This window comes from Bradyrhizobium sp. BRP22 (assembly GCF_020194175.1).
Classification (GTDB): Bacteria; Pseudomonadota; Alphaproteobacteria; order Rhizobiales; family Xanthobacteraceae; genus Bradyrhizobium.
Genome location: NZ_JADYVX010000033.1, coordinates 43,603 through 70,458, shown reverse-complemented (window position 1 = coordinate 70,458; position 26,856 = coordinate 43,603). Strand labels below are relative to the sequence as shown.

The 26,856-nt window shown below is 63.5% G+C and carries 24 protein-coding genes, 1 tRNA gene and 2 pseudogenes; 18 read left to right on the top strand and 9 right to left on the bottom strand.

The genetic code is table 11. The features are described 5' to 3' along the window. Positions 1-22: 22 nt before the first annotated feature. The 3 genes from I6F35_RS30865 to I6F35_RS30855 all read left to right on the top strand — a co-directional run bounded on the left by I6F35_RS30865 (position 23) and on the right by I6F35_RS30855 (position 3,351). Positions 23-799: an enoyl-CoA hydratase-related protein gene (locus I6F35_RS30865; protein ID WP_225121405.1), complete on the top strand. Its 777-nt coding sequence runs from the start codon at positions 23-25 to the stop codon at positions 797-799. 154 nt (positions 800-953) lie between these two features. Next, a complete protein-coding gene (locus I6F35_RS30860) occupies positions 954-2,114 on the top strand; it encodes an iron-containing alcohol dehydrogenase (RefSeq protein ID WP_225121404.1) in 1,161 nt (386 codons plus the stop codon). A gap of 100 nt (positions 2,115-2,214) precedes the next feature. Continuing rightward, positions 2,215-3,351 (top strand): ROK family protein, encoded by a 1,137-nt coding sequence (locus I6F35_RS30855; protein ID WP_225121403.1) that lies wholly within the window; start codon positions 2,215-2,217, stop codon positions 3,349-3,351. A gap of 316 nt (positions 3,352-3,667) precedes the next feature. Here the strand turns inward: I6F35_RS30855 and I6F35_RS30850 are convergent, their stop codons facing one another. Further along, positions 3,668-4,531 carry an alpha/beta hydrolase gene (locus tag I6F35_RS30850; protein WP_225121402.1) on the bottom strand — a complete coding sequence of 288 codons (864 nt, stop codon included), beginning with the start codon at positions 4,529-4,531 and terminating at the stop codon, positions 3,668-3,670. A 122-nt stretch (positions 4,532-4,653) separates the two neighbouring features. Here I6F35_RS30850 and I6F35_RS30845 point away from each other — a divergent pair. From I6F35_RS30845 to I6F35_RS30820, 6 genes and pseudogenes are all read left to right on the top strand, one after another. Next, a tRNA-Ser gene (locus I6F35_RS30845) sits at positions 4,654-4,743 on the top strand. A 335-nt stretch (positions 4,744-5,078) separates the two neighbouring features. Continuing rightward, positions 5,079-5,531 carry a MarR family transcriptional regulator gene (locus I6F35_RS30840; RefSeq protein WP_225121434.1) on the top strand — a complete coding sequence of 151 codons (453 nt, stop codon included), beginning with the start codon at positions 5,079-5,081 and terminating at the stop codon, positions 5,529-5,531. A 57-nt stretch (positions 5,532-5,588) separates the two neighbouring features. Next, on the top strand, positions 5,589-6,155 hold the full coding sequence (locus I6F35_RS30835) for an isochorismatase family protein (protein WP_225121401.1): 567 nt from the start codon (positions 5,589-5,591) through the stop codon (positions 6,153-6,155). Between the two features lies 1 nt (position 6,156). After that, on the top strand, positions 6,157-6,486 hold the full coding sequence (locus I6F35_RS30830; RefSeq protein WP_225121400.1) for a hypothetical protein: 330 nt from the start codon (positions 6,157-6,159) through the stop codon (positions 6,484-6,486). After that, a complete protein-coding gene (locus I6F35_RS30825) occupies positions 6,483-7,805 on the top strand; it encodes an MFS transporter (protein ID WP_225121399.1) in 1,323 nt (440 codons plus the stop codon). The genes I6F35_RS30830 and I6F35_RS30825 overlap by 4 nt, the downstream gene beginning before the upstream one ends. Before the next feature lie 149 nt (positions 7,806-7,954). Next, positions 7,955-8,032, top strand: a pseudogene (locus tag I6F35_RS30820) (SAM-dependent methyltransferase); the annotation flags it as partial. 89 nt (positions 8,033-8,121) lie between these two features. On the opposite strand, the gene I6F35_RS30815 reads toward I6F35_RS30820, so the two are convergent. Further along, entirely contained in the window at positions 8,122-8,685 is a 564-nt protein-coding gene (locus tag I6F35_RS30815; protein WP_225121398.1) for a TetR/AcrR family transcriptional regulator, read from the bottom strand. A gap of 114 nt (positions 8,686-8,799) precedes the next feature. Here I6F35_RS30815 and I6F35_RS30810 point away from each other — a divergent pair, with 114 nt between their 5' ends. The 3 genes and pseudogenes from I6F35_RS30810 to I6F35_RS30800 form a co-directional block, all read left to right on the top strand. Continuing rightward, positions 8,800-9,456, top strand: coding sequence for a glutathione S-transferase (locus I6F35_RS30810; protein ID WP_225121433.1), 657 nt, complete (start codon positions 8,800-8,802; stop codon positions 9,454-9,456). Between the two features lie 595 nt (positions 9,457-10,051). Next, complete coding sequence (locus tag I6F35_RS30805) at positions 10,052-11,065, top strand: ABC transporter substrate-binding protein (protein WP_225121397.1); 1,014 nt, start codon at positions 10,052-10,054, stop codon at positions 11,063-11,065. After that, positions 11,065-11,205, top strand: a pseudogene (locus tag I6F35_RS30800) (tRNA-binding protein); the annotation flags it as partial. The gene I6F35_RS30805 and the pseudogene I6F35_RS30800, both read left to right, overlap by 1 nt. A 62-nt stretch (positions 11,206-11,267) precedes the next feature. On the opposite strand, the gene I6F35_RS30795 reads toward I6F35_RS30800, so the two are convergent. Beyond that, the gene (locus I6F35_RS30795; protein WP_225121396.1) at positions 11,268-12,413 is read right to left on the bottom strand and encodes a DUF2336 domain-containing protein; all 1,146 of its coding nucleotides are present in this window, start codon (positions 12,411-12,413) and stop codon (positions 11,268-11,270) included. Between the two features lie 355 nt (positions 12,414-12,768). Between I6F35_RS30795 and I6F35_RS30790 the strand changes: the two genes are divergently transcribed. Next, the gene (locus I6F35_RS30790) at positions 12,769-13,950 is read left to right on the top strand and encodes an acyl-CoA dehydrogenase family protein (protein ID WP_225121395.1); all 1,182 of its coding nucleotides are present in this window, start codon (positions 12,769-12,771) and stop codon (positions 13,948-13,950) included. A 169-nt stretch (positions 13,951-14,119) separates the two neighbouring features. On the opposite strand, the gene I6F35_RS30785 is transcribed toward I6F35_RS30790, so the two are convergent. From I6F35_RS30785 to I6F35_RS30775, 3 genes are all read right to left on the bottom strand, one after another. Beyond that, complete coding sequence (locus I6F35_RS30785) at positions 14,120-15,331, bottom strand: ABC transporter substrate-binding protein (protein ID WP_225121394.1); 1,212 nt, start codon at positions 15,329-15,331, stop codon at positions 14,120-14,122. 32 nt (positions 15,332-15,363) lie between these two features. Next, entirely contained in the window at positions 15,364-16,890 is a 1,527-nt protein-coding gene (locus tag I6F35_RS30780) for an acyl-CoA synthetase (protein WP_225121393.1), read from the bottom strand. Positions 16,891-16,998: 108 nt separating this feature from the next. Further along, on the bottom strand, positions 16,999-18,057 hold the full coding sequence (locus I6F35_RS30775; protein ID WP_225121392.1) for an AraC family transcriptional regulator: 1,059 nt from the start codon (positions 18,055-18,057) through the stop codon (positions 16,999-17,001). Positions 18,058-18,194: 137 nt separating this feature from the next. On the opposite strand from I6F35_RS30775, the gene I6F35_RS30770 reads away from it, so the two are divergent. Continuing rightward, positions 18,195-19,184 (top strand): NADPH:quinone oxidoreductase family protein, encoded by a 990-nt coding sequence (locus I6F35_RS30770; RefSeq protein WP_225121391.1) that lies wholly within the window; start codon positions 18,195-18,197, stop codon positions 19,182-19,184. Between the two features lie 197 nt (positions 19,185-19,381). After that, a complete protein-coding gene (locus tag I6F35_RS30765; protein ID WP_225121390.1) occupies positions 19,382-20,356 on the top strand; it encodes a quinone oxidoreductase in 975 nt (324 codons plus the stop codon). Positions 20,357-20,503: 147 nt separating this feature from the next. Here the strand turns inward: I6F35_RS30765 and I6F35_RS30760 are convergent, their stop codons facing one another. Next, a complete protein-coding gene (locus I6F35_RS30760; RefSeq protein ID WP_225121389.1) occupies positions 20,504-21,487 on the bottom strand; it encodes a GlxA family transcriptional regulator in 984 nt (327 codons plus the stop codon). A gap of 111 nt (positions 21,488-21,598) precedes the next feature. Between I6F35_RS30760 and I6F35_RS30755 the strand changes: the two genes are divergently transcribed. Further along, positions 21,599-22,147, top strand: a complete 549-nt coding sequence (locus I6F35_RS30755; RefSeq protein ID WP_225121388.1) for a cysteine hydrolase family protein — start codon at positions 21,599-21,601, stop codon at positions 22,145-22,147. An 11-nt stretch (positions 22,148-22,158) separates the two neighbouring features. Here I6F35_RS30755 and I6F35_RS30750 read toward each other — a convergent pair whose 3' ends face one another. Continuing rightward, on the bottom strand, positions 22,159-23,052 hold the full coding sequence (locus I6F35_RS30750; protein WP_225121387.1) for a LysR family transcriptional regulator: 894 nt from the start codon (positions 23,050-23,052) through the stop codon (positions 22,159-22,161). Positions 23,053-23,175: 123 nt separating this feature from the next. On the opposite strand from I6F35_RS30750, the gene I6F35_RS30745 reads away from it, so the two are divergent. Both I6F35_RS30745 and I6F35_RS30740 read left to right on the top strand, forming a co-directional pair. Next, the gene (locus tag I6F35_RS30745) at positions 23,176-24,111 is read left to right on the top strand and encodes a ring-cleaving dioxygenase (protein WP_225121386.1); all 936 of its coding nucleotides are present in this window, start codon (positions 23,176-23,178) and stop codon (positions 24,109-24,111) included. Then, positions 24,108-24,749: an alpha/beta hydrolase gene (locus I6F35_RS30740; protein WP_225121385.1), complete on the top strand. Its 642-nt coding sequence runs from the start codon at positions 24,108-24,110 to the stop codon at positions 24,747-24,749. Before I6F35_RS30745 ends, I6F35_RS30740 begins: the two co-directional genes overlap by 4 nt. Positions 24,750-24,766: 17 nt before the next feature. On the opposite strand, the gene I6F35_RS30735 is transcribed toward I6F35_RS30740, so the two are convergent. Then, the gene (locus I6F35_RS30735; protein ID WP_225121384.1) at positions 24,767-26,824 is read right to left on the bottom strand and encodes an acetoacetate--CoA ligase; all 2,058 of its coding nucleotides are present in this window, start codon (positions 26,822-26,824) and stop codon (positions 24,767-24,769) included. Positions 26,825-26,856: the final 32 nt, after the last annotated feature.

Here is a 26,856-nt window from a genome sequence, read left to right as displayed (position 1 = left end):
CGGCGAGGGGCGGGAGCAGATCATGAGCGAGCATGTCAAGACCGAGGTCGCCGACGGCGTGCTGACGGTGACCTTGCAGCGTCCCGAGAAGAAGAACGCGCTCACCACGGCGATGTACGACGCGATGTCGGACGCGCTCGACCGCGCCGAAACCGATGCGTCCGTCCGGGTGGTCCTGTTCCAGGGCGACGGCGACAGCTTTACGGCGGGCAACGACCTCGCCGATTTTGCGGGCCAGGCCCGCGGCGGGGACAATTCCGTCGAGGGCGGCGCGCATCGCTTCATCGCCACCATCGGCAAGGCGAAGAAGCCGCTGGTTGCCGCCGTGCAGGGCAATGCGGTCGGCGTCGGCACCACCATGCTGCTGCATTGCGACCTCGTCTATCTCGCCGACAATGCGCGGCTGATCACGCCGTTCGTCAATCTCGCGCTGGTGCCGGAGGCGGCGTCGAGCTTGCTGTTGCCGCTCCGGATCGGCCATGCCCGCGCCTACGCGATGTTCGCGCTCGGCGAGCCGTTGGAAGCATCCGCGGCGCTGGCCTGTGGGCTGGCAAATGCAGTGGTGCCGCAGGCGGAGCTGCGCAGGAAGGCGCTGGATGCGGCCATCGCGCTGACCAAGCGGCCGGCGGGCTCGCTCAGCCTCACCAAGCAGTTGATGCGCGACCATGAGCGAATCGCGGCGCGAATGGCCGAGGAAGGCAGCCTGTTCAAGGAGCGGCTCAAGACGCCCGAAGCCCGCGAAGCGTTCGCCGCCTTCGCCGAGCGACGGCCGCCTGACTTCACCAAGTTCCAGGCCTGACGACGCTGCGCTCCCTCTCCCGCTTGCGAGGGCTGGGGTGAGGGTCTCTCCACGGGCGACCTCGCGAGTGGAGAAAGCCCTCCCCGCAAGCGCGGGAGGCAAGAGAGCCAGCCGAAGGACCTGTTCAACCAAATAGACTTCAAGGGAGCCGAACATGCACAGCGCGGGCAGCTATCAATATCCTTCGATGGATTTCGTCATCTATGGCAAGCCCGCGGCCGAGGCGCTACGCGAGGAGGCCGAGCGGCTCGATGCCAGGCGCGTCTATTTGATTGTGAGCCGTACGCTCAACACCACGACCGATGAGATCGAGAAGATCCGCACCGCGCTCGGCGACCGTTATGCCGCGACCTTCGACGGCATCCCGCAGCACACCACGCGCGACGTCGTGGTGCAGACCGCGCAGCACGCCAAGGAGGCCGGCGCCGATCTCGTGGTCGCGATCGGCGGCGGCTCGGTGGTGGATGCGGCCAAGATCGTGCTGATGTGCATGGAGCACGAGATCTTCGATCCTGCCGGGCTCGACGGCTTCGAGACCACGCCCGAGCGCCGCTTCGGCCCGTTCCGCACGCCGAAGGTGCGGATGATCGCGGTCCCGAGCACGCTGTCCGGCGGCGAATATAATTCCGGCACGCTGGTGACCGACACGCGCCGCAAGCTGAAGCAGATATTCAATCATCCGATGATGATGCCCCGCACCATCATCCTCGATCCCGCCATCACGCGCTACACGCCGGAGAAATTGTGGCTCGGCTCGGGCACCCGCGCGATGGATCACGGCATCGAAGCGATCTGCTCGATCCGCGGCAATGCGCTGGTCGATGCCGTCTGCCTGCAGGGTCTGCGCTATCTTCATGACGGCCTCTCGCGTACCAGGGAGAATCCGAACGACGAAGCCGCGCGCGTCAATTGCCAGTTGGGCTCCTGGATGTCGGCATTCGGCCTGCAGGGGCGGGTGCCGATGGGCGCGAGCCACGCGATCGGCCATGTGCTGGGTGGCACCTGCGACGTGCCGCACTATTTCTGCACGGCAGTGATGATGCCGAGCGTGCTGCGCTACAACCGTCCGGCGACCGAACAGGCGCAGAAATCGATCGCGGCCGCGTTCGGCGTACCCGACCTCGATGCGGGCGAGGCCTTCGCGGCGTTCATCGCCAAGCTTGGCCTGCCGCAGCGGCTGGCCGACGTCGGGGTGGGCGAGGACCGGTTCGAGCTGATCGGCAAGAACGCGATGCTGTCGATCTTCACCCGCTCCAACCCGCAGCCGATCCGCGAGCCGGCCGACGTCGTCAAGATCCTGAGGCTCGCCGCCTGATTGGGCCTTCGGGGGGCTGCGACGTCCCGGCCCTGGCACCATCGCGCAACCAAACCCGCTTCCGATTGTTATTCCCCGGTTCCAACCGGGGGCGAACCTCATGGCCGATGAACAGGCACTGACAACGGGAATCGCCCGCCACGGCGCGGCGCGTCTGCCGTCGGTCGATGTCGACAGCTTCAACATCGAACTGAAGGACGAGGAGGGTTTTCTCGGCGACCGCGCCAGCAAGACCGCGTTCCGCAAAATCCTCGATCGCTGGCGCAAGCCGTTGCGCAAGTCGGGTGAGGATCCGTTCGGCGACGAGCCCTCCGAACAGGTCAGCAAGAAGACGCTGGATGCGATGCTGATCGGCGACGACACCGAGGCGTCCGCCGTGGTCCACAGCGCGATCGAGGAGTTCGCGCTGGAGCTCGCTTACGTGACGCGGCGCTTCCTCAAGACCAAGGCCTGGGCGAAGACCGAGCGCATCGTGGTCGGCGGCGGCTTTCGCGACTCCAGGCTGGGCGAGCTCGCGATCGCTCGCACCGAGATCATCCTCAAGGATGAGAAGTTCAAGGTCGATCTTCTGCCGATCCGCTATCACCCCGACGAGGCCGGCCTGATCGGCTGCCTGCATTTGGCGCCGTCATGGATCTTCGAAGCCCATGACAGCATCCTGGCGGTCGACATCGGCGGCACCAACATCCGCTGCGGCGTGGTCGAGACGCGCTGGAAGAAGGCGCCGGACCTCTCCAAGGCCACGGTATGGAAATCCGAACTGTGGCGTCATGCCGATGAAACGCCAACGCGCGAAGCCGCGGTGAAGAATCTGGTCGAGATGCTGCAGGACCTGATCGCGAAGGCCGAGAGCGAGGGGCTGAAGCTCGCGCCCTTCATCGGCATCGCCTGCCCCGGCGTGATCAACGAGGACGGCTCGATCGAGAAGGGCGCGCAGAACCTGCCGGGCAATTGGGAGAGCAGCAAGTTCAACCTGCCCGCAAGCCTGGTCGAGCAGATCCCGGAGATCGGCGAGCACGACACCGCGATCGTCATGCATAATGATGGCGTGGTGCAGGGGCTTTCCGAAGTCCCCTTCATGCAGGACGTCGAGCGCTGGGGCGTGCTGACGATCGGCACCGGCCTCGGCAATGCGCGTTTCACCAACCGCCGCAAGGAGAACGGCAAGAACTCCACTGAGAAGGCCGAGAAGAATGGGAAAAACAACGGCGAGAAGAAAACCAAGAAGAGTGCATAGCTGCGCGCATTGCGACGAGAGCGCGCATCTTGCCTACCCTACAGTTCCTGCACCTTCTTGTTACACCGCCGTCATCTTCCCGTAGGTTTACGGGCGACTTCTCGGAAATCCGGGTGCAGTAACGTTTAAAGGTTAGGTTAAGGCCGACATTACGTTGGCTGTTTCCGCGCCCATTGCTACGGTGCCGGCGTCGCTCCGCTGACCGGCGAAGCCGCACTTCCCCGGCCAGCATTTCGATGAAGCGGCACGGGACCGCCAGTTATTTTTTGTCGCGTCTGGCGGTCCCACCCACACTTCCTAACCTGATTCTCCCGCTTCAGATCCATCCGATCCGCGAAAAGAACGTGGAGATCTCGAAGCTGGCGCGATCGGGCGCTTCGCGATGGGGAAAATGTCCCGTGCCTTCGAACATTTTCAGATCGAGGTCGGCAAAGGTCTCGCCGAGCCGGTCGGTCCAGGCATAGGGAAACAGCGGATCGTGCTCGGCCCAGCGGATGCAGGTCGGCACCGTGATCTTGGGCAGTGACGGCGACTCGCCCTGCATCATCCTGACGCGCGCGGCGTGCGCAGCGCGGTAGTGCGCGAAGCCGCCGGCGAGATTGCCCGCTTTCAGGAAGTTGTCGGTGAAGGCGTCCAGCACATCGTCGAATGCATCCTGGCGATGCGACCAGCCTTTGAGGAAATGCCCGATATAGAGACGGCAGCTCTCGCGCGTCGCGCCGACGAGCTTCGGCGCCATCTCCATCTGGTGGAATGACTGGTACCAGATGTGGTTCAGCCTGTCCGGCGCCGCCATCCGCGGCCCGATGCCGGGATAGACGAAGTCGAAGAAGAACAGCCCCGCGATCCGCTCCGGCGCCTTGCGCGCGAGAGGCTGCATCACGGCGCCGCCGACGTCATGGCCGACCACGCCGGCCCGTTCGATCCCGAGCGCATCCATCAGCGCCAGCATGTCGTCCGCGTGCTGTTCCGGTCCATACGGACCGTCCGGCTTGTCGCTGTCGCCGAAGCCGCGCAGGTCGGGCGCGATCAGCGCAAAGCGCTCGGAAAGCCGCCCCATCACCGGCTCCCAGGTCAGCCAGAATTCCGGCCAGCCATGCAATAGCAGCAGCGGCTTGCCGGCCCCGCTCCGGGCGACATGGAACGCCGCGCCATTGGCTTTCACCGTCAAATGCTCCATTTCGCGCTCCTTTGGCTGGTTTGGCAGGGCGGAATCTTCTTCCGCCGCCTTGTCTCCCCCCACATCCTCGCCTAGAACACGCCCCGACCGCGAGGGTGAGGAATCACCTTTTTTTGGCACCGGGAGAGGTGGCAGAGTGGTTGAATGCACCGCACTCGAAATGCGGCATAGGTGCAAGCCTATCGGGGGTTCGAATCCCTCCCTCTCCGCCAGTCTACGCCGCAGTATCCGGCGGCACTCCATCGTATCCAGTGCTTGCCGGCAGCGCGCGATAGCTCTCCGGTTACGCAACGCCGCCGATCATCGCATCGGTGTATCCTGGTCTTGACGGGGCCGGACATCGCCAGCCTCCCGTCATGCAGATCGACGGTCTCCGGGTCTGCACCACAGCGCGCTCAAGGGGCCATTGCAGCTTTCATTAGGTTTTGCGGGCAGCCGTCATCGCAGAAGTGTGAATGATTGCCGCCCCAGCGATACCGTACGTATTGGCAGGTAATCTGTACAGAGTATCTTTACAGTTTACCTGTGTATATGGTACATGCCGAGCATGCACATCGGGTCGGACTATCATCGAACCGCACGCCTCTCCGCCTTGGCTCAGGACCTTCGCGCTTTGCTGGGCAAACTGAAACGCCGGTTACGCGACCAGGCGCATGTCGGAGATCTGACACCGTCGCAGATATCCGTGCTGCTTCGCCTGGAGAAGGACGGCCCCGCCACGGCGTCGAGCCTTGCCCGGGCGGAAGGGATGCGCCCGCAGTCGATAGCACCCGTCATCACCGCACTGGAGGGCGCTGGCCTCGTGAGCGGAGCGCCGGACCCGACGGACGGACGGCAGACACTCCTCTCGCTCACGGAGGCCTGTCGCAAATGGGTCGAAGAGGGGCGCGCCGCGCGACAGGACTGGCTGACCCGCACGCTCCAGGCGCGACTCTCGCCGCAGGAACAGGACGAGGTTGCAAAGGCCGTCGAACTGCTCAGGCGGCTTGTCGACGACTGAAGCGATTCGTGGGCTTACGCCCACCAAACACATCATGAATTTCAACAGGATAATCCCATGGCGTTGACCGCGCTCGATCCGAACACCGCCCTAATCATCGTCGACCTGCAAAAGGGCATCGTCAGCCTGCCCCTTATCCATCCCGCTGGGGACGTCATCGAGCGGGCGTGCGCGCTGGCTGACGCTTTCCGCGAGCGCGGCCTGCCCGTAGCGCTCGTCAAGGTCGCCGGTGGCGCCCCCGGCCGCACGGAACAGCCGCGTCAAACGAGATCCCTTCCGGACGGGTGGACCGACCTTATCCCTGAGTTGAACCAGCAACCCAGCGACATCGTGGTGACGAAGCGGACCTGGGGCGCTTTCGCCAGCACCGATCTCGAAGCCCAGTTGAAGGCACGAGGTGTCACGCAGGTGGTGATCGCGGGCGTGGCGACCGGAACCGGTGCGGAGGCGACCGCACGCCAAGCCTATGAGCAAGGATTCAATGTCACCCTCGCCATCGACGCCATGACCGACATGCGTCCAGAGGCCCACGATTACAGCCTCAAGAACGTCTTCCCGCGGCTCGGCGAGACCGGCACGAGCCAAGAGATCATCGACCTGCTGCTGACAACAAGGAGCGCCTGAGATGCCCTGGCTTTCGCTCCTGTCCTATTTCTTTGGCGGCGTCTTCCTCGCGAACGCGATTCCCCACTTCATCAGCGGCATGATGGGTCGGCCGTTTCAGAGCCCGTTCGCCAAGCCGGCCGGACAAGGTTTTTCTTCTTCCACCATCAATGCGGTCTGGGGCTTTTTCAATATCGTCGTCGGCTACGTGCTGGTCTGCCGCGTCGGTGATTTTGCATTGAGGGACACAGGCGACGTCACCGCGTTCGGCGCCGGCGCATTCCTGATCGCGCTGTTTTCTGCGCGGCATTTCGGCCGCTTCAATGGCGGCAACACGCCAGAGCTCTCGTGAAGGCCCTCGTCTCGGGCGTCTTCCGGTCTCTGCGAGGATTCAACTATCGGGTCTGGGCCGGCGGCGCCTTCGTCTCCAATGTCGGCACCTGGGTGCAGCGGACGGCCCAGGACTGGCTGGTGCTCACCCAGCTGACCCATCACGACGCGTCCGCCGTCGGGCTGGTCATGGCGCTGCAGTTTGGGCCGCAGTTGCTTCTGCTGCCCTGGACCGGCTTCGCCGCCGACCATTTCAACCAGCGCAAGCTGCTGATCGCCACGCAGGCGACGATGGGGGCCCTCGCTCTGGCGGTCGGGGCGCTCACCCTCGCCGGCACTGTCCAGCTCTGGCAGGTTTACGTCTTCGCTTTTCTGTTCGGCTGTGCTGCGGCGTTCGACGCGCCGGTGCGTCAGACCTTCGTCGCGGAATTGGTCGGGGATGACGACCTGCACAACGCGGTGGCGCTCAATTCAACCTCGTTCAACGCCGCGCGGATGATCGGACCGGCCGTGTCCGGTGTCCTCATCGCCGCGATCGGGACCGGCTGGGCCTTTCTGGTCAACGGCGCCTCTTTTGTCGCGGTGCTGATCTCGCTCGCTTTCCTGCGCGTTTCCGAGCTTCATCCCAATGCAAGGGCGCACCGGGCAAGAGGCAGCTTCACCGAGGGGGTTCGCTATGTAAGGGGACGTCCGGACCTCAAGGCGATCCTCATCATGCTGTTCCTGATCGGGACCTTCGGCCTGAACTTCCCGATCTTCATCTCGACCATGGCGGTCAGCGTCTTCCACGCCGATGTGCGCGGCTACGGCCTGTTGTCGTCGCTCATGGCGATCGGCACCGTGGCGGGTGCGCTGTTGGGCGCCGGCCGCGACAGGCCGCGGTTCGGCTTGCTGCTGATAGGTGCCGCGGTCTTCGGGATCGGCTGCACGCTGGCCGCCGTCGCGCCGGGCTACTGGTTTTTCGCCGCCGCGCTCGTCGTCATCGGTGTAGCTGCGCTGACCTTCACGAATACGACAAATAGCCTGATGCAGCTTTCGACCGAGCCCGCTATGCGCGGGCGAGTGATGGCGCTACGCGTCGGCGTCGCGCTCGGGGGAACGCCGATCGGGGCGCCGATCGTTGGCTGGGTGGCCAACCATTTTGGGCCGCGTTGGGCGCTTGGCGTCGGCGCGGCCTCAGGCTTGGCGGCGGCGATCGTGGCTGTTTTCATCGTGAAACGCAGTCAGGAAGGCCTCAGCCTTGACTGCCCACAGGGCCAGATACGCCTCAGCATGGCGACCTGCGATCCGGCGACGACAGAGGATGCCGAACGGATCAGCTCGCTCATGAGAGAGCCATAGCGTGCTTTAGGTGGCTATGGTCCAGACATAGTGCCCATCTTCATTGTTCGCGGCCCGCCATTTGCCGCCAATAGCCGCGCAAGTTGACGATCTATATCGTTATTTATCAATAAGATAGATCACCAGGAGGCGACTGTGCTGCGAGGCACTTCGACATTCTTGCTACTGAAAGTCACGCAACGAGAGGCAACGACAACCGTCTTTATATTGTGGCGCGCAAGAGGTGACGCGAAACCAGTCGCGGTTTTCGACGCAAGCGCGGGCAGTGTTCGCTGGGCCTCCATGCCGCACATTGACCATGGAAGATTTGCACCGCCTATGCCGGCAGGAGACCCGCCGCGCGATAGCTGCCGATCAGCGCGTCGTAGAGTGAGATGTCCGAACGGCTCCTCGCCAAGAGCTGAGCGCCGGCAATGGCGGCGAAGATGGCGCGAGCGCGCGGTTCGCTCTCCTCCGCACGGACCACGCCCGCAGCAGACAGGATCCTGCTCAGCCACGCCACATTGACATCGGCAAAGGCCTGGACCTCTTTTTTCACCGGCTCCGGCAGGTCGTCATATTCGGCGGCCATGAAGCTGCAGAGGCACATGCGATTATCGTTCTGGAGCGCCTTGCGAAACGTATCGGGATATTGGCGCAGGCAGCGCACTGGATCCGAAGATTCGTCCAACATGGCATCGAGCGCAGCCGCCGTGTCCTCCCGATAGCGCTTCGCTACCGCTGCGCCGAGATCGGCCTTGCTCGGGAAATGATGGTAGATGCTTGCAGCCTTGATGCCCACTTCGTCCGCGAGATCGCGGAAATTCAAGCCATTGTAGCCACGCGCCTGGGCGGTCCGTCTGGCGGCCGCCAGGATGGCTTCCTTGGAACTTGAACTCATTTCACCGCCTCTCGATTTGCTGCCTACCAAGTGACAGATAGGTATTGACCGCGCAAGCCACGGCCGATATGGTTCGAACCTACCAAGTGTTAGGTAGGATAGGTGAGGATGACGATGAAGATTCATGATTGGCCTACGGGCCCTTATCCGGCTCGCGTTCGGATCGCTCTGGCCGAGAAGGGCCTGCAATCGCGCGTCCAGTTCGTGACGGTCGATCTGTGGAAAGGCGAGCACAAGAAGGCTGAATTCCTCGCCAAGAACTACTCAGGCACGCTGCCGGTACTCGAACTCGACGACGGCACCTTCATTGCCGAGTGCACGGCCATTACCGAATATCTCGACGCGCTTGATGGCGCCCCCACGCTCGTCGGTCGGACGCCGCGCGACAAAGGCTTGATCCACATGATGAGCAAGCGCGCCGAGCTGGAGCTGCTCGATGCCATTAGTGTCTATTTCCATCACGCCACACCGGGGCTTGGACCCGACGTCGAGATTTATCAGAACGCCGAGTGGGGCTTCCGTCAGCGCGACAAAGCCCTCAAGGGGATGCACTACTTCGATCGCGTTCTGAGGAAACAGCCGTTCGTCGCCGGCGAGTCGTTTTCGATGGCCGACATCACAGTCATCGGTGGTTTGATCTTTGCGGGGCTCGTGAAGCTGCCGGTGCCCGCGGAGTGCGAGGCTCTGCAAGCCTGGTGGGCGAGGATGCAGGAGCGTCCCAGCGTAAAGAACCGGGTGACAATGTCGGAACCGACCAATGCGTCCGCTTGAAATCGTCGTCTGTGAACGACTGCTTTCATGATTTTGAAGTAGCCAATCGCACGGGCGTGTGACGGCGGCCGAAGGGCTTTGTCGCCTACGTCCGCTCTCCAGCCACTGCACCTCGCTTCGGCGCGCGTTACGAAGGTAATCGCAATCGTCTTGCTCTGAAATTGCCACGTAACGCGGCGGGCCCAAGCTCTGACTGAGCATCGCAGTCGGAGGTTGCATATGGGTCGGGTAATCTCAATTCGAGCCAGAGAAAAGCTGCAAAGGCGAACGAAACGGAACGCGGCCGATGCAGCCAGCGGATGTGAACGCAGCAAAGATCCTGTCATCTGGCTCTCTCGCCGCTCTGATCGCACTGTCATCAGGGCAGTATCGTCGCCGCCGCCATCGAGGCGGAGATCCGGCCTCGATGTATGTCGCGCGCTATTGCGCGGGACGTTCGATGCCATTGTCGATGGCCTTGCAATGCACGGGGCGTCTTACCATGCGAGCTATCTCTACCCGGTGAGGCACCTGCCGCCGGACGTTGAGGACGTTGAAAGCGAAGTCTCCGCGAAAAAACGAACCGGGGGCTGACGAAGAAATGCGGACGAAATCAATGAGAATGGTCCTGGGTCTCATGGCGATTGTCCTGTCCTCCGGTGCCGCAATCGCGCAAAGCAAGGTAACCATCGCTGTCGGCGGCAGCAGCTGCCTATGCTATCTGCCGGTCGTTCTTGCGCGGGAACTGGGGGAGTATGATCGCGCCGGCGTGTCGGTCGATCTGGTGAACCTCAGGGGCGGTTCAGACACTCTGACGGCAGTGCTATCCGGAAGTGTGGACGTTGCAACCGGATATTTCGATCATTGCGTTGAGATCGCCGCAAGAAAACAAGCGCTGCAGTCGTTCGTCGTGTTCGACCGGTACCCGGGCGAAGTCGTTATTGTCTCTCCGGTGCATCGCGCCGAGATTGGCTCGTTCTCAGATCTGGCAGGCAAGACGGTCGGGGTCACGGCACCTGGTTCAACGTCGGACTTCTTTCTCAAGTTCCTCCTGAAGAAAAGCGGCGTCGATCCCGCAATGGTCTCGGTCATCGGCATTGGCGTGGGTGCTACTGCGGTTGCCGCGGTGGAGCAGGGTCTGGTCGATGCAGCGGTGATGGTGGATCCCTCCGCGACGTACCTGCAGGGAAAACATTCTGATCTGAAGGTGCTGACTGACACGCGATCCGAGCGAGACGCCCGTTCGGTGTTCGGTGCCGACTATCCGGGTGGTGCCCTCTACAGCACGATGGCCTGGATAGAGTCACACGAGAAGGAAGCACAGGCGCTGACCGTTGCCATCGTGAGGACGCTGGCCTGGATTCATTCGCACTCGCCCGAAGAGATCATGGCGAAGATGCCGAGCGACTTGATCGGCAAGGATCGGGAGCTGTACCTCTCGGCGCTCAGGAACACGATTCCCATGTTTTCGGAGACCGGAAGAATGGATCCGAAGGGCGCTGAAGTCGTGCTATCGGTCTTCAGCCAGAGCTCACCAATCGTCGCGCAGGCTCATATCGATGTCAGCAAGACCTATACGAACAGGTTCGTCGATCATGTCGCAGCCGGAGCGGCACCGGCAGAAAAATGACCGGCTTGTGCCGGCAGGTGGCTTGCGTGATCAACCTGCCGCCGCGCAGGATTGGCCCATTCCAGTCGGAAGTGCTGACGCTCGGCTTTCCCGTTGAACATGGCGGCGTGGTGCTGATTGCGCCTGAACGCCAGTTCCCAATGTCAGGCCCCTGTTCTAGCCGAACCTGGCGGCGTCAACGCCGCTCCTTCAATCGGCGTGTTCATCCCACGGCGACAGCCAAGCTTGCCGATTCCTTCGGGGCGATGGGATGGCTTTCGGTTGCGCGTGCGTCACGGCGTGCCTTGTAGAACTCGAGCACACGTCTCGCCGTTCGGAGTTCGAGCCGCTCAAAGTTTTCCCGCGCTTGATCAAGATCGGTCTTGCTCAGCCTGCGGTCTGCTACCCTCATCAGCAGCAAGGCCTTGGCGGTTGCCCAGGAGCATCCGCTGGCTTTTGCGACAACCTGCACGGTACCGGGATTGTCATTGAGAACTGCCCGTTCGACCAATTCGATAGGACAGGCGGCAAGGACGGACAATGCCATCACAGCCGTTTCAAAATCCTGCGCTCGAGCGGCCGCGTGAACATCCGCTTCCCCGAGCTCCCTCCAGTATTTGCGGCGCTTTACCTTCTTCTTTGCCCTCGCGTGATCCGGAGACTGATTGCGGACCTCCAGATTTATGTCGTCGACGACCTCCGTTACAGCGTCATGCACGGCGTCGGAAAATTGCGGATTTGCCGTGACCATCCTGCGGCGCACCGAAGCCGACGCTGTTTCCAGAAGTTTGAGAAAGTGATGTCGGGGGATGTCATGTCGCGTCCCGACATGCAGCGCAAGCTGGGTATCTTCGCCCGATCGCGCGACAAGTTCGCGAAAGCTGCTGTCCGAGAAGCGGGCGCCCGGGTTGCTCGCAACGGCGTGGACCACGCCGGCTTCGCCGCGCTGGATCAGCAGCTCCGTGATCGCCTCGCTGATTGTTCGACGTTGCGCGATTGCGTGAAGGTGACCCTGACCTTGAGTGCTCGCGCAGACAACAAGATCGGCTTCGCTGAGGACTTCCGACTGACTGAGAACCGGAGCCGCCACGGCGAGGGCATCATCCAACGCAAATGCCCTGACCAGGGTTGCCGGCGCATTCGGGTCAGTTGCAACGTCACGGGCCAGCTTGACCCGGGTTTTCAACTCGATCACGGCAACGAGGGTTTTGAATATCTCGTCGAACAGCTTGATCTGCTGCTTCGAGTAGCGACCAGACCCGGCAAGGAACAAGTCTGTGATGCGGGTGAGGGCCCTTAGCTGTCGTTTCGTCGACCCAGATGTCGTTGTACTTTGCACGTCATTTATTAACGAATAGAACGTCGTCATGATCATGGGTCTCGTTATCGCATTCATCCTTGGGGCGATGAGTTGACTTCACGCACTAGCATGCGCGCGTGAAGATTGTGGATTCGAGCTACCTCATAGATGATTAAAATTGTTGCCACTCGAGGCGAATGACGGGCTTCCAAAGCACCGATGGCAGACGAATCTATCGTCGGCCGCGCTCGAAAGTCGCGCATAGCAGGGTCGTCTCGTCCGGCGTAATCGCGGCACGAGAGAAGCGGCTAGCAATGCCCCCCGGCCTGATGCAATCAGCCAATCAGATTGGCTCTCCAAGCCATAATCGCCCTGACGCAGCCGACCTAGTCTCCAGCCTTGCAAACAAGGCTTGGAGACAACAGTGGATTTTGAACTGTCCAGGGAACAACGCGAAATCAAGGCTCGCGCCTCAGCCTTCGTGGAGGAAGTCTGCCGCCCGCTCGAAGATGACTGGGGTGTGGACGACTATGCCGTGCCGCACGACATCTTCATGAGTGTGGTGCGGAAATTCCGCGAATACGGCTTCAGGGGATTGGCGGTGCCGAAGGAAGCCGGCGGGCAGGGATTAGGGACGGTCGCGAAATGCCTGGTCTATGAGGAGATCGTGAGGTCGCCCGTGATGCATGGCCTGCTCGCGACCTGGTCGGGTTTTCTCGATCCACACCCTGCGCTCCATGTCGCGCCGGAATGGCAGAAGGAGGCGTATCTCTATCCGATCCTCAAGGAGGACAAGTTCTACCACATCAACATCTCGGAGCCCGGCGCGGGCTCCGACGCCGCCGGAATCAAGACCACCGCCGTTCGCGACGGCGACAATTACATCATCAACGGCATCAAGCGCTGGGCGCCGCCGCCGAACCATCCGGGCATCACGCCGAAATATCTGCTCTGCTATGCCGTGACCGATCCGACCAAGGGCTATGAAGGCATCAGCCTGTTCCTGGTCGACTATCCCAATCCCGGCGTGTCGGTGCTGCGCGAATACGAGACCATGGCGCCCGGCACCTATCTCGGCCGCAGTTGCGATTACCAGTACAAGGATTGCGTCGTTCCGGCGAAGAACATGCTCGGTGCCGAAGGCATGGGCTTCCGCTACATGATGGACCAGCTCAACCGAAACCGCACCGTGATCGGGGCGCGCTTGACCGGCACCGCGCGCTGGGCGCAGACACAGGCCGCCAAGCGGGCGCGCGAGCGCGAGACCTTCGGCAAGCCGCTTGCGGAGCGGCAGGCTATTCAATGGATGCTCGCGGAATCGGAGATGGATCTCGAGCAGTCACGGCTGATGGTCTACAAGACCGCCTGGATGCTCGATCGCGGCCTCGATGCGCGGAAGGAAGCCGCGATGGTGAAATGCTTCGCGCCGCTCGCGGCCTGCCGCGTCATCGACCGCGCCATCCAGATCCATGGCGGGCTCGGCGTGCTCAAGGAAAACCGCTTCGGCCAGCTCTATTTCCAGAGCCGCATCGCCCAGGTCGCGGAGGGCACCACCGAAGTGATGAAGATGACCATCGCCCGCGAAGTGCTGCGCGAGTGTGAGTAGCGCGCGGCTAACGGGCGCCGAGGCTTCACCTCTCCCGCCTGCGGGAGAGGTCGGCGCGTAGCGCCGGGTGAGGGTTCTCTCCACTGGGGGAATCCCTATGCGGAGGCACCCTCACCCCGCCCTCTCCCGCAAGCGGGAGAGGGAGCCCGCCATCGATCGCCAATGCCACTTACTTCTCCGCGTCGATCACTTCGCCGATCGGCGTCCATTTCACGCCGTCGAACTGCATCAACTGCTCCTGGCTCATCGGCGTGTAGCGCGTTGGGGTGGTGTTGAGCTTGATGCCGGGAAGCATGATGGGAAGAACGAGGTCCTTGATGCTGGTCGCCTGCTTCATCAGGTTCTCGCGTGTCAGGTCGTCGCCGCAATTCTTCAGGACGTGAACGAAGGTCTGCGCCGTCGCATAGCCGAACACGTGATAGGTTTCGGATGGATTGGCTTCGGGCATGTATTGCTTCATGAAGGCGAGATATTCCTTCATGCCGGCATCGTCGGCCCATGCCGCGTCGTTCGGATCCTTACGGAACGCGACCGTGATGACGCCTTTGGAATTCTCCAGCCCCGCCGGCACCAGCGTGCTGGAGATCGAGCCGGCCGCATCGCTGAGAAGATGCAGTGCATCCCATTTGGTTTCCGCCATCTTCTTGATCGCCTGCGCCGAGAATTTCGGCGTCGAAATGTCGAGGAACACGTCGGCGCCGGTCGCCTTCAGGATCAAAATCTGCGAATCGATGGTCGGCTCGGCGATCTCGTAGCTGAGCTCCTTGACGATCATCGTGGCGGCCTTGTCGCCGAGTCCGTCGCGAAAGCCTTTGAGGTGATCGCGGCCGAAATCGTCGTTCTGGAACAGCACCGCGACCTTCGCATTGGGCCGCTCCTTCAGGAGATATTTGGCGTAGATCACGCCCTTGGCATGGTTGTTCGGCTGCCAGCCCATCGACCATGGATAGGTCGTCGGCTCGGAGACGCGGTTGGCGCCGGTGCCGAGGAACAGGCCCGGCACCTTCTTGGCGTTCAGATATTTTTGCGTGGCGAAGTTGGTCGGCGAGCCGAAGGTGCCGACGATCGCCAGCACCTCCTCGCTTTCGACCAGCCGACGCGTCTGCTCGACCGCCTTGGGCGGGCTGTAGCCGTCGTCGAGCGAGATCAGGTTGATCTTGCGGCCGTTGACGCCGCCTTCCGCATTCACCTTCTGGAAATAGGCGGTCATCGCGCGCCCGATCGCCGCGAAGCTCGACGCAGGGCCGCTATAGGGCATGGTCTGGCCGATCTTGACTTCGGTATCGGTCACGCCGGGCCCGTAGTTCTTGTCCTGGCCGTACGCGGAAAACGCAAAACCCGCCCATGCGATTGCACAGGTCGCCGCCATGAGCTTCTTCATGCTCTTCCCCTTCTGTCGTTGATGATCGCCGATCAGGCCGGCTGCAGATAGCGCTGCTTCAGCACGTGCTTGAACAACTTGCCGTTCTCCTGCCGCGGCAGCTCGGCCTCGAAATCGATCGAGCGTGGGCACTTGACGTGCGACAGGCCGTCCCGGCAGAACGCCATCAGTTCAGCCACAAGCGCCTGTGACGCCTTCGACGGCTCTTTGAGCTGCACCACGGCCTTGACCTCCTCGCCATATTCCGGATTGGGGATTCCGAACACGGCGACATCGGCAACGTCAGGATGCAGCGCCAGGCGATTCTCGATCTCGGCGGGATAGATATTGACGCCGCCGGAGATGATCATGTGCGAGCGACGGTCGGTCAGATAAAGGTAACCGTCCTTGTCGAGATAGCCGACGTCGCCGATCGTCGACCAGCCCTTGGCGTTTCGCGAGCGCGCGGTCTTCTCGGGATCGTTGTGGTAGACGAATTGCGGGCCGTCGAAATAGACGTCGCCGATCTCGCCAGGGCCGAGTTCGTTCTGCGCGTCGTCGAGGATATGGATGCTGCCGACGCAGGCGCGCCCGACCGAGCCGCGATGCGTCAACCATTCCGCGGTCGAGATGCAGGTAGCGCCGTTGCGCTCCGAGCCGGCGTAATATTCCCAGACAATCGGCCCCCACCAGTCGATCATCTGCTCCTTGAGTTCGGGTGGGCAAGGCGCGGCGGCGTGGATTGCGCAGCAATGCGACGATAGATCGTAGCGACCGCGTATCTCGTCCGGCAACGCGAGCAGGCGGAAGAACATCGTCGGCACCCACTGGCTGTGAGTGATGCGATATTGCTCGATCGCCGCCAGCGCCTGCTCGGCCACGAACTTTTTCATGATCACGGCCGTGCCGCCGCTCTCCAGCGTGCGCATGGTGAAGCGCAGCGGCGCGCCATGGTAGAGCGGCGCCGGGGAGAGATAGACCGTATCCTCCGCGAAGCCGAAATTGTCGCGCACCCAGTCGCCGGAGGCCTGGGCCTGGCGGAGGTTGGCGAACAGCGGTTGCTTGATGCCCTTCGGCTTGCCAGTTGTGCCCGAGGAATAGAAGAAATCCTTGCCGACCGGCCCGTCGGGTATCTCGATCAGGCGATCGAAGCGGGCAAGCTCCGCGGCATAGTCAAAACTGCCGTCCAATGCGCCGCCGACTGCATAAACCGTGCACCGGTGCGGATTGTCGGCGAGCAGCGCCTGGACTGCTTCGGCAAAACGCGAGGCGACGAAGAACAGTTTTGCGCCGCTGTCGCGCACGATATACGCCGCCTCTTCGGGCTTCAGATGCGTGCTGACGGGCGTGTAGTAGACGCCGTGGCGGCGCGCGCCCCAGATCAGCTCGAAATAGGTGGGGTCATTGTCGAGCATGATCGCGATGCCGTCGCCGGCTGCGAGCCCCATCCAGATCAGGAGCTGCGTGACCGCATTGGCGCGGCGGTCGAGCTCGCCATAGGTAATTGCCTGGTCGGAAAAGGCGACGAGCGCGGCGGTCTTGTCGGGATGACGTTCGGCCCATTGGCGCAGGATTGGCATTTCTTCCCCGTGATGGCCGAAGACGTCGGCCTTGCGGGGATTATCCGCATCAAGGCTGCATCATTGAATGACCGGGCGTGCCAATCCGATTGGCGGAATCCGACGGCTCTATTTTGCGAGCGAGCCGCGGCGCTCGCGGAACTCGCCCGGCGTCACGCCGGTCCAGCGCCTGAACGCCCGATGGAAGGTGCTGAGCTCGGAGAAGCCCAGCGAGACCGCAATTTCTTCCAGCGGCAATCGGGACTTCTGCAGCAGGTGCGTGGCGAGGTCGCGCCGCAGCCGGTCCTTGATTTCCTGAAAGCCGCAATCCTCCTCTTCGAGCAGGCGGCGGCGCAGCGTCTGCGGCGAGACCGCCAGCATCCCGGCAATGTCCTCGAACGACAGCGGACGCTTGAGGTTGCGGCGGAGAATGCCGCGCACGCGTTCCGCCATGCTGCTGTCGTCGCGGTAGCGCACCAGCAGCGCATTGGGCATGGAGGCGAGAAAGCGTCGCAGGCGCTCCTCGTCGGGCATGATCGGCAGGTCCAGCAACTCGGCGTCGAAGCGGATTTCCGTGCGCGGCTGATCGAACAGCATCGGCGCCCGGTAGAACGGCTCGAGCTCCGAGCTGAACGGCTCTTCCGGGAAGACGTAATGAACTGTGATCAGCGGCAGCCTGCGGCCCACCAGCCAGCACATCAATCCGTAGGCGAACAGCAGGATCGCGCCATTGACCATGCGCCGCCGGTTCGGCTGGGCGATGGTATCGGTGACATAGAGCGAAGCGTCGTCCGGGCCCTCCGCCAGCCGCACCACGAAATCGTCGGCGACCAGATGGTAGAACTGGCAGCCGATCCGGATCGCTTCGCGCAGATTGGTGCAGCGGATCAACAGCCGGCACATCATGCGGAAGGTGCCGGGTTTGATCGGGCGGCTGCACAACAGCCAGAGCTCGTCGCGCGTCTCCCGGGTCAGGATCGCGATCAGACGGGCGAACCGGTCCTGCGGCAGCCGGGCGCCCGGCTTCTCGAACTGCTCGGGCGCGATGCCGGCGCGTGCCAGCAGCCGGTCGATATCGAAGCCGGCCTCGCGGACACCGCTCAGCACGAGTCCGACATAGCCGGAATCGATCGCCGAACGCGACGGCGCGGCGTGCGGTGATCGAACTGCGGCAGAGGCTCCCGGCATGGCATTGCCATGTTAGCGCCGGGATGGTTCCGTCGCCACCATTCCTGTGGCAGGCAAGGTCAACGCAACTGATCGTTTTCGTCATTGCGGGTGCGGGACTTCTTTTCATTCTCGCCGAAAAGGCCGGAGGACATTTGATGCGGGCATTGATGAGTTGCGAGCCGGGCGGGCCCGAAACCCTGCGGCTGCTCGATGTGCCGGAGCCCGTCCCCGCACCCGGACAGGTGCTTGTGGCGGTGCAGGCGTGCGGGGTGAACTATCCGGACCTTCTCACCATCCAGGACCGTTATCAGGTCAAGACGCCGCGGCCCTTCGCGCCCGGAGCCGAGGTGGCCGGCGTCGTGTCTGCTGTGGGGCAGGAGGTCACTGCGCTGCGTATCGGCGACCGGGTCGCCGCGCGGACCGGAACCGGTGGCATGGCGGAGTTCGTCGCCGTCGACGCCACGCGCTGCAGCCCGATTCCCGACGGCATGTCGTTCGTCGATGCCGCGGTCATGCAGTTCACATTCGAGACGGCCTATTATGCGCTGCATACCCGCGCCGGCGTGCGAACCGGCGAAACCGTGCTGGTGCTGGGCGCTGCGGGAGGCGTCGGCATTGCCGCCGTGCAGGTCGCGCGCAATCTCGGTGCCCGTGTCGTCGCCGCCGCTTCATCGGAGGAGAAGCTTGGCTTCGCTCGCCAGCACGGCGCCGCCGAGGGGGTGATCTATTCGGCCGACACTACAGGAGATGGTCGCGAGCTCGCTGCGCGGCTGAAGCAGGCGGTCGGTTCGCGCGGCGCCGATGTGATCATCGATCCCGTCGGCGGATGGCTCTCGGAGGCCGCTATTCGCTGCATCGCTGAGGGCGGGCGCTATCTGGTGCTCGGCTTCACCGCCGGCATTCCATCCTTGCCGCTCAACTTGCCGCTCTTGAAGAATTGCGATGTGCTCGGGATCAACTGGCGCACGTTCACGCTGTCGCACGATTCACGCGTCGCCGAGAATCGTCGCGCGCTCCAGGCCTGGTACGCGCAAGGCATGCTCTCGCCCGGCATCAGCGCCGAATTTCCGTTGCAGGACGGCGGCAAGGCGATCCAGCACCTCGCCGACCGGCGTGCCCTCGGCAAGGTCGTCGTGGTGATCTGACTCGGTGATTCGCTGCAGGATTGGATTATCTCTGTCGAGTCTGATCTGATTGGAAAAATTTTGCGCTGCATCAGCGGGCTCACGGCAAGATGACCGCGGGCGCCGCTTGCCGCCGTATGGCGCGCTGATATGGTCTGCGGCCACGAAAACGCGCCCGTCCCAACTTTCACAACCGTCCCGCGCTGCAGGAGTTTCTCATGACATACGCCTTTCGTTTTCATCAGGCCGGTGGTCCCGAGGTTCTGAAATGGGAGGAGGTCAAGCTCGGAAAGCCTGGTCCTGGCGAAGCGCGGATTCGTCACACGGCAGTGGGCCTGAACTTTGTCGATATCTATAACCGCGCGGGCGTCTACAACGTTCCGCTGCCGAGCGGCCTCGGCAGCGAGGGCGCGGGAATCATCGAGGAGGTCGGGCCCGATGTCACCGACGTCAAGCCGGGTGATCGCGTCGCCTATGGCAGCTCGCCGCTCGGCGCCTATGCCGAGGAGCGGCTGATCCCCGCCGACCGTCTGCTCAAATTGCCCGATGGCATCGACGACAGGACCGCCGCGGCGATGATGCTCAAGGGCCTGACGGTGCAGTACCTCATCCGCCAGACCTATCGCGTGAAGAGCGGCGACACCATCCTGCTGCATGCCGCGGCCGGCGGCGTCGGCTTGATCCTCGGCCAATGGGCGAAGCATCTCGGCGCCACCGTGATCGGCACGGTCTCCACCGACGAGAAGGCGAAGCTCGCCAAAGAACACGGCACCGCGCACGCGATCGTCTACACGCGCGAAGACTTCGTCGCCCGCGTCAAGGAGTTAACTGGCGGCAATCTGGTGCCTGTCGTCTACGATTCCGTCGGCAAGGACACCTTTCTTAAGTCGCTGGATTGCCTCGCGCCGCTCGGGGTCGCGGTGCTGTTCGGCCAGTCCTCCGGCAGCGTCGAGCCGCTCAATCTCGGCCTCCTGGCACAGAAGGGCTCGCTGTACGTGACCCGGCCGACGCTGAACACCTATGGCGCCAAGCGCGAGAACCTGGTGGCGATGGCGAACGAACTGTTCGACGTGGTGAAATCAGGCGCGGTCAAGATCGAGATCAACCAGACCTATCCGCTCAAGGACGCCGCCAAGGCGCATGCCGATCTCGCCGCCCGCAAGACCACGGGATCGACGGTGTTTCTGGTGTGATGCGACACCATTCTTCACCTCTCCCGCTTGCGGGAGAGGTCGGCGCGCAGCGCCGGGCGAGGGCTCTCTCCACCTGTTCGAACAGCGTGAATCGCGGAAGCACCCTCACCCCGGCCCTCTCCCGCAAGCGGGAGAGGGGGCCAAACATCACTCCGCGTTGAAGCGGCGGCGGTAGTCGCCCGGGGTCAGGCCGGTGATGCGGGTGAATACCTTCCTGAACGCGCCCGCGTCGCCATAGCCGACGTCCCACGCGACGCGGTCGACGGGCAGCTTGCCGAATTGCAGCAGTTCGCGCGCCTTGCCAACGCGCAGCCGCTGGCAATATTCAGTCGTCGTCAGGCCCGTCGCCTTCTGGAAGCGGCGCAGGAAGGTGCGCTCTTCCAACCCGGATCGTGCGACCAGCGTTGCGAGCGCGATGTCCCTGGCGCCGGTCGCCTGCAGCCAGTGCTGCACCTTGAGCACGGCCTTGTCGCCATGGGTCAGTCTCGGCGCAAACGCGCTGTAATAGCGCTGCTCGCGTCCGGGCGGATCGACCAGCAGCAGGCGCGCCGTTTCGATCATCACCGTCGGCCCGAGAAGGCGGTCGACCAGCTTCAGGCCGAGATCGGTCCAGGCCATCACGCCGCCGGCGGTGATGATGTCGCCGTCGTCGATGATGAGCCGGTCGATGTCGACGCGCGCGTTCGGGAAACGGTTCTGGAATTGCTCGGCATAGGCCCAGTGCGTCGTCACCGACCGTCCCGCCAGCAGCCCGGTCTCGCCGAGCAGGAAGGCGCCGGCGCAGACCGAGCCGAGCGTGACGCCGGCCTCGTGATGGCGATGCAGCCAGCGCACGAAAGGCGCCGCCTTCTCCGCCGTCGGCGGCTCGCCCAGGCTCGGCGGCAGGATCAGCGCCGCAGGTGCTGCCTTCGCATTGCCATCCGGAGCGGTGTCGAACACCCGCACCGGCGGCTTGTCGGACGCCGCCTGCTGCCAATGGCTGACCCGCAACAGCGCAGACTTGCGCTTGCGATGCCCGGACGCAATCCGGTCGGCGACGCCGAACAGATCGGTGAGGCCATGGATCGCGGCGAGCTGCGCGCCGGGATAGAGCACCAGTCCGATCTCGGTTGAGCTGCGGGAGGCGGTCATGTGTCGGTATCAACCCGTTTTATGTCGGTATCGCCAATTTGCACCATGCGATAGCGGGCCTAGGCTCGTCCAGCAAGATGCAAACCAATCCGCGGAAAGGACGGTCAGGCCATGAGCAAGCGCGCGATCATCGTTGTCGATCTTCAGAACGACTATTTCGCGTCCGGCAAATTGCCGCTGGTAGGGATCGATGCGGCCGCAGCCAATGCAGCGCGTGTCATCGCTGCCGCGCGTGCCAGCGGCGAGCCGGTCATTCACATCAGGCATGAATTTCCCCGCCCCGATGCGCCGTTCTTCGTCGCGGGATCGCCGGGCGCGCAGATCCATGCCTCCGTCCAGCCGGCCGAAGGCGAGACCGTGATCGTGAAGAATTTTCCCAACTCGTTCCGCGACACGGCGTTGAAGCAAGCCCTTGATGCAAGAGCAATCGAGGACGTCGTGATCGTCGGCGCGATGAGTCACATGTGCATCGATGCGACAGCGCGGGCGGCCGCCGACTTCGGCTACAAGGCCACCGTCGTGCACGATGCCTGCGCGACGCGCGACCTCGCGTTCGGCGGCGTCAGCGTTCCCGCCGCGCAGGTCCACGCCGCCTACATGGCTGCGCTGGGATCATCCTACGGCACGCTGCTGAGCACGGCGGATTATCTGCCGCGCTGACGGGTTACGCACTAATCCGCAACCGCGCCGAAATGCTCGACCAGGAAGTCGATGAACAGCCGCACCTTCACCGAGAGGTGTCGGGTCGGCGGGTAGATCGCATAGAGCGTCAGCGGTGGTGCTTGATAGTCGGCGAGGATGGTCTTCAGCGCGCCGGTGCGGAGCGCGTTGCCGGCGATGAAGGTCGGGATCAGCGCGATGCCGTGTCCCCTCACGGCCACGTCGCGCAGCACCTCTGCGTTGTTCGCACACAGCGACCACGACGGCTGGATCCAGTGATCGCCATCCGCGCCCGTCAGCTTCCATTGGTTGCCGGTGAGCAGGAAGCCGTAAGTCAGCGCCGCGTGCTCGCGGAGATCGCGCGGATGGATGGGCGTGCCGTGCTTCGCCAGATAGTCCGGCGAGGCGCACACGACGCGGTCGATCGGCACGATCCTGCGCGCGATCAGGCTCGAGGACTCCAGCTCCGCGATCCGCAAGGTGACGTCGAAGCCGTCCTGCACGGGGTCGAGCAAATCGTCGCTGAGGACGAGCTGGAGTTGGATCTTCGGATATTTGCCCATGAAGTCCGCGACCGCCGGGCCGAGCCGCAGCGTGCCGAACGACATCGGCGCATTGACGCGAAGCAGTCCGTGCGGCGCCGATTGCGCTTGCGACACCGCCTGATCCGCCGCGTCGAGTTCGGACAGGATCGAGAGCGCGCGCTCGAAATACATCTGGCCGCTCTCATTGGTGGAGACATGGCGCGTGGTGCGGTTGAGAAGCTGGACGCCCAGGCTCTCTTCGAGCTCCGCCACGTACTTGCTGACGGCGGAGCGGGAGAGCCGAAGCTGCCGGCCAGCCTCGGCGAAACTGCTGGTCTCCACGACCTTCACGAAGGCCCGCAAGCTCGCGATCTTGTCCATGGGTGATTGTCCTCAAATCGTAGAGAGAGGCGTCACAAAAGCATGGATTGTTCTCAGAACATAGCGAGCCGATATTTGCCCCAACGAGCCCGGTCGGGCTCAGGACTTTCAGGAGGCAAGACCATGTCAGGTATCCATCATGTCACCGCCATAGCCGGCAACCCACTGAAGAACTTCGACTTTTACATCCGCGACCTCGGCCTGCGGTTCGTGAAGAAGACCGTCAATTTCGACGATCCTACGACCTATCACTTCTATTACGGCGACGAGGTCGGCCATCCCGGCACGATCCTGACGTTCTTCCCCTGGGAGGGCGCGCCGGCCGGCCGCCGCGGGGTCGGCGAGACCCATCAGACCGCGTTCCGTGTGCCGGCGCGCTCGCTCGGCTACTGGGTGCAGCGCTTCGTCGAGAAGGGCATTCCGCACCAGCCGCTGGAAAAGCGCTTTGGCGAGACCGTCCTGCCGTTCACTGATCCCGACGGCATGGCGCTGGCGCTGGTCGGCATTCCCGGCGCCGAGGACGAGCCGGCCTGGAGCAATGGCGATGTCCCGGCCGAGCACGCGATCCGCGGCTTCCAGGGTGTGACCTTGCTGCTCGAGAGTGCAGCGAAGACGGCGGCCATCCTCACCGATGTGTTCGGCTTCCGCGAGGTCGCGCGTGAGGGCTTGGTGACCCGCTTCGCCGCTCCCGGTGACGTCAAGGGCAGCATCGTCGATATCTACGAGGCCAGGGGCTTCCTGCGCGGCCGCCAGGGTCGCGGCTCGGTGCACCACATCGCGTTCCGGGCGGCCGACGATGTGGAGCAGGGCCAGATGGCGCAGAAGCTGGTCTCCGCCCACGGCCTGCATCCGACCGAGCAGAAGGATCGCAACTACTTCCGCTCGATCTACTTCCGCGAGCCCGGCGGCGTGCTGTTCGAGATCGCCACCGACATTCCCGGCTTTGCCGTCGACGAACCTGTCGAGAGCCTCGGCCACGCATTGAAGCTGCCGCTGTTCCTCGAGCGGCATCGCCAGGAGATCGAAAGCGTGCTGCCTGATTTGGGAGAAGTCGCATGACGAGCAACGAAACGCCATTCGTCTATCGGTTCGTGCCGGCAGAAGGGGCGGGCGCTCCGCCCCTTCTGCTGCTCCACGGCACTGGCGGCGACGAAAACGATCTGTTGGAACTCGGACGGATGCTGTCGCCGGATTCAGCGTTGTTGTCGCCGCGCGGCCGCGTGCTCGAGAACGGCATGCCCAGGTTCTTCCGCCGTCTCGCCCAAGGCGTCTTCGATGAGGACGACGTTCGGCGGCGTGCAGCAGAACTGGCCGATTTCGTCGACAGCACGCGCCAGCGCCTCGGCATCGCTGCGCCTGTTGCGGTGGGTTATTCCAACGGCGCCAATATCGCCGCGGCCATGATGCTGCTTCGCCCCGGCACGCTCGCCGGCGCGGCGCTGCTGCGCGCGATGGTGCCGTTGTCCGATCCGCCGCGCGCCAATCTTGCGGGCGCGCCGGTGCTGATCGCCTCGGGGCAGATGGACCCGATCGTGCCGACTTCCAACTCGGCGAGACTGGCCGAGATGCTGCGCGACGCGGGCGCCGATGTCACGCGCCGGACTCTGCCGGTAGGCCATCAGCTCTCGCGAGCGGACCTCGTTCTCGGGAAAGATTGGCTGGAGCGAGTCGGGAAACAGACGCTCCAGTCTGCGTAAGAAATGCGGGCGCTGCCTTATGCAGCGCCCGCGTGCTTTTGCAGATAATCGTCCGCAAACGCGAGATACCATTCTAGACATCCCGGATTGGCCATCGCGTCCTTGTTGATGACCTTCTCGATCGGGTGGCCGAGCAGGAGCTTCTTGATCGGCAGCTCCTGCTTCTTGCCCGATAGCGTGCGCGGGATTTCGGGCACCGCGAAGATCTCATTGGGCAGGAAGCGGCGGGACAGGCCGGCTTCGATCGCCTTGTTGATCCTCGCCTTCATCGCCTCGTCGAGCGCAATGCCGTCGCGCAGCACCACGAACAGCGGCATGTAGCTTTCGCGCCCGAGATATTCGAGGTCGACGACCATCGAATCCAGAATTTCAGGCAGCGCCTCGATAGCCGAATAAAGTTCGCTCGTCCCCATGCGCAGGCCGTGCCGGTTGATGGTGGCGTCGCTCCGGCCATAGATCACGCAGGAACCGTCGGCGGCGACCTTGAGCCAGTCGCCATGCCGCCACACCGGGCCGCGTCCGCTGCCGTCGAAATTATCCGGATAGGTCTCGAAGTAGCTGGCGCGGTAGCGCGCATCATCAGGATCGTTCCAGAAGCGCAGCGGCATCGACGGCAGCGGCTCGGTGCAGACGAGCTCGCCGACCTCGTCGATCACGGCGCGGCCCTGCTCGTTGAAGGCCTCCACGGCGCAGCCCAATATCCGGCATTGCATGGTGCCCGGCGTCTGCGGCAATTCCCTGTTGCCGCCGATGAAGGCGCCGGCAAAGTCGGTGCCGCCGGAAATGTTCGCCCACCACATCTCCGCCTGCGCGGCGTTGCCGTTGATCTTCGAAAGCGCGGCGAAGCGCTCGTTGAACCAGGCTTGCGTGTCGGCGCTCAGCGGCGATCCGGTCGAGCCGAGCGCACGCAGGTGCGAGAGGTCTCCGACGGCGGCGAGATCGATTTCGGCTTTCGTGCAACTGGCAAAGAACGCCGCGCCCGCGCCGAAGATCGTCACCTTGGCGTCGGCCACGAAACGCCACAGCGTGGTCCAGTCCGGCTTGTCCTTTGATCCGCCGGGGCTGCCGTCGAAGATGCAGCAGGTGGTGCCGCCCAGCAGTCCGTTGACCTGGCAGTTCCACATGATCCAGCCGGTCGAGCTGTACCAATGGAAGCGTTCGCCGAACGAATTCGGCTGATAGCTGCAGCCGATGTCGTTGTGCAGGGTGTTCAGCGCCAGCACCACAATGATGATGCCGCCATGGCTGTGCACGATCGGCTTCGGCAAGCCGGTGGTGCCGCTGGAATAGACGATCCAAAGCGGATGGTCGAACGGCAGCCACACCGGCTCGAACGCATCGATCGCAGGCCGCTTGGCAGCGAGGATCTCCGAAAGCCGTTGGTCCGGCGACGCCGCACTTGCGGCCGCATCGCTGTGCAGGATGACATGCTCGACGCTCGGCAGCGAACGCCGGAGTTCGTCGACCACGGCGCGGCGGTCATGCCGCCGGCCGGCATAGGTGACGGCATCGCAGGCGATCAGCACTTTCGGTTCGATCTGCTTGAAGCGATCGATCACCGCCGGTGCCGCCATATCGGGCGCGCACACGCTCCAGATTGCGCCGAGGCTCGCGGTGGCGAGAAAGGCGATGATGGTCTCGGGGATGTTGGGCAGATAGGCCGCGACACGGTCGCCGGGCTTGACGCCTTTCTCGCGCAGGTGAAGGGCCAGTGCGACCGCCTGCCGCCGCAATTCGGGCCAGCTCGTCTCCTTCAGCACGCCATCCTCGCCGCTGCTCACGATCGCCGGCAGGCCTGCGGCATCGGCGGCTTCGACATGCCGGAACACCTGCTGGGCGTAGTTGACGGAGGCGCCGGGAAACCATACCGCGCCCGGCATCTTCCGCTCCGCCAGCACCGCACGGTGCGGCGTCGGCGAGCGCAGGTCAAAATAGTCCCAGATGCTCTGCCAGTAGCCGTCGAGGTCGCGCACCGACCACTGGCGCATCTCCTCGAAGCTGGAAAAGCTCAGGCCGCGCTGCTGCTCGAGCCAGCGGCGATAGAGGGCGATTTGCGGAACGTAAGGGGCGGTCATTGCTCTCAGGCTTATATCGCGGCGGGGAATGC

Excerpts from the sequence above, each read along its gene's own strand:
- I6F35_RS30865 (WP_225121405.1), top strand. The coding sequence starts at position 23 with ATGAGCGAGCATGTCAAGACCGAGGTCGCCGACGGCGTGCTGACGGTG.
- I6F35_RS30750 (WP_225121387.1), bottom strand. The coding sequence starts at position 23,052 with ATGGACAAGATCGCGAGCTTGCGGGCCTTCGTGAAGGTCGTGGAGACC.
- I6F35_RS30840 (WP_225121434.1), top strand. The coding sequence starts at position 5,079 with ATGCACATCGGGTCGGACTATCATCGAACCGCACGCCTCTCCGCCTTG.
- I6F35_RS30850 (WP_225121402.1), bottom strand. The coding sequence starts at position 4,531 with ATGGAGCATTTGACGGTGAAAGCCAATGGCGCGGCGTTCCATGTCGCC.
- I6F35_RS30860 (WP_225121404.1), top strand. The coding sequence starts at position 954 with ATGCACAGCGCGGGCAGCTATCAATATCCTTCGATGGATTTCGTCATC.
- I6F35_RS30810 (WP_225121433.1), top strand. The coding sequence starts at position 8,800 with ATGAAGATTCATGATTGGCCTACGGGCCCTTATCCGGCTCGCGTTCGG.
- I6F35_RS30795 (WP_225121396.1), bottom strand. The coding sequence starts at position 12,413 with ATGACGACGTTCTATTCGTTAATAAATGACGTGCAAAGTACAACGACA.
- I6F35_RS30830 (WP_225121400.1), top strand. The coding sequence starts at position 6,157 with ATGCCCTGGCTTTCGCTCCTGTCCTATTTCTTTGGCGGCGTCTTCCTC.
- I6F35_RS30805 (WP_225121397.1), top strand. The coding sequence starts at position 10,052 with ATGAGAATGGTCCTGGGTCTCATGGCGATTGTCCTGTCCTCCGGTGCC.
- I6F35_RS30760 (WP_225121389.1), bottom strand. The coding sequence starts at position 21,487 with ATGACCGCCTCCCGCAGCTCAACCGAGATCGGACTGGTGCTCTATCCC.
- I6F35_RS30740 (WP_225121385.1), top strand. The coding sequence starts at position 24,108 with ATGACGAGCAACGAAACGCCATTCGTCTATCGGTTCGTGCCGGCAGAA.
- I6F35_RS30770 (WP_225121391.1), top strand. The coding sequence starts at position 18,195 with ATGCGGGCATTGATGAGTTGCGAGCCGGGCGGGCCCGAAACCCTGCGG.
- I6F35_RS30775 (WP_225121392.1), bottom strand. The coding sequence starts at position 18,057 with ATGCCGGGAGCCTCTGCCGCAGTTCGATCACCGCACGCCGCGCCGTCG.
- I6F35_RS30735 (WP_225121384.1), bottom strand. The coding sequence starts at position 26,824 with ATGACCGCCCCTTACGTTCCGCAAATCGCCCTCTATCGCCGCTGGCTC.
- I6F35_RS30815 (WP_225121398.1), bottom strand. The coding sequence starts at position 8,685 with ATGAGTTCAAGTTCCAAGGAAGCCATCCTGGCGGCCGCCAGACGGACC.
- I6F35_RS30755 (WP_225121388.1), top strand. The coding sequence starts at position 21,599 with ATGAGCAAGCGCGCGATCATCGTTGTCGATCTTCAGAACGACTATTTC.
- I6F35_RS30835 (WP_225121401.1), top strand. The coding sequence starts at position 5,589 with ATGGCGTTGACCGCGCTCGATCCGAACACCGCCCTAATCATCGTCGAC.
- I6F35_RS30855 (WP_225121403.1), top strand. The coding sequence starts at position 2,215 with ATGGCCGATGAACAGGCACTGACAACGGGAATCGCCCGCCACGGCGCG.
- I6F35_RS30785 (WP_225121394.1), bottom strand. The coding sequence starts at position 15,331 with ATGAAGAAGCTCATGGCGGCGACCTGTGCAATCGCATGGGCGGGTTTT.
- I6F35_RS30745 (WP_225121386.1), top strand. The coding sequence starts at position 23,176 with ATGTCAGGTATCCATCATGTCACCGCCATAGCCGGCAACCCACTGAAG.
- I6F35_RS30780 (WP_225121393.1), bottom strand. The coding sequence starts at position 16,890 with ATGCCAATCCTGCGCCAATGGGCCGAACGTCATCCCGACAAGACCGCC.
- I6F35_RS30765 (WP_225121390.1), top strand. The coding sequence starts at position 19,382 with ATGACATACGCCTTTCGTTTTCATCAGGCCGGTGGTCCCGAGGTTCTG.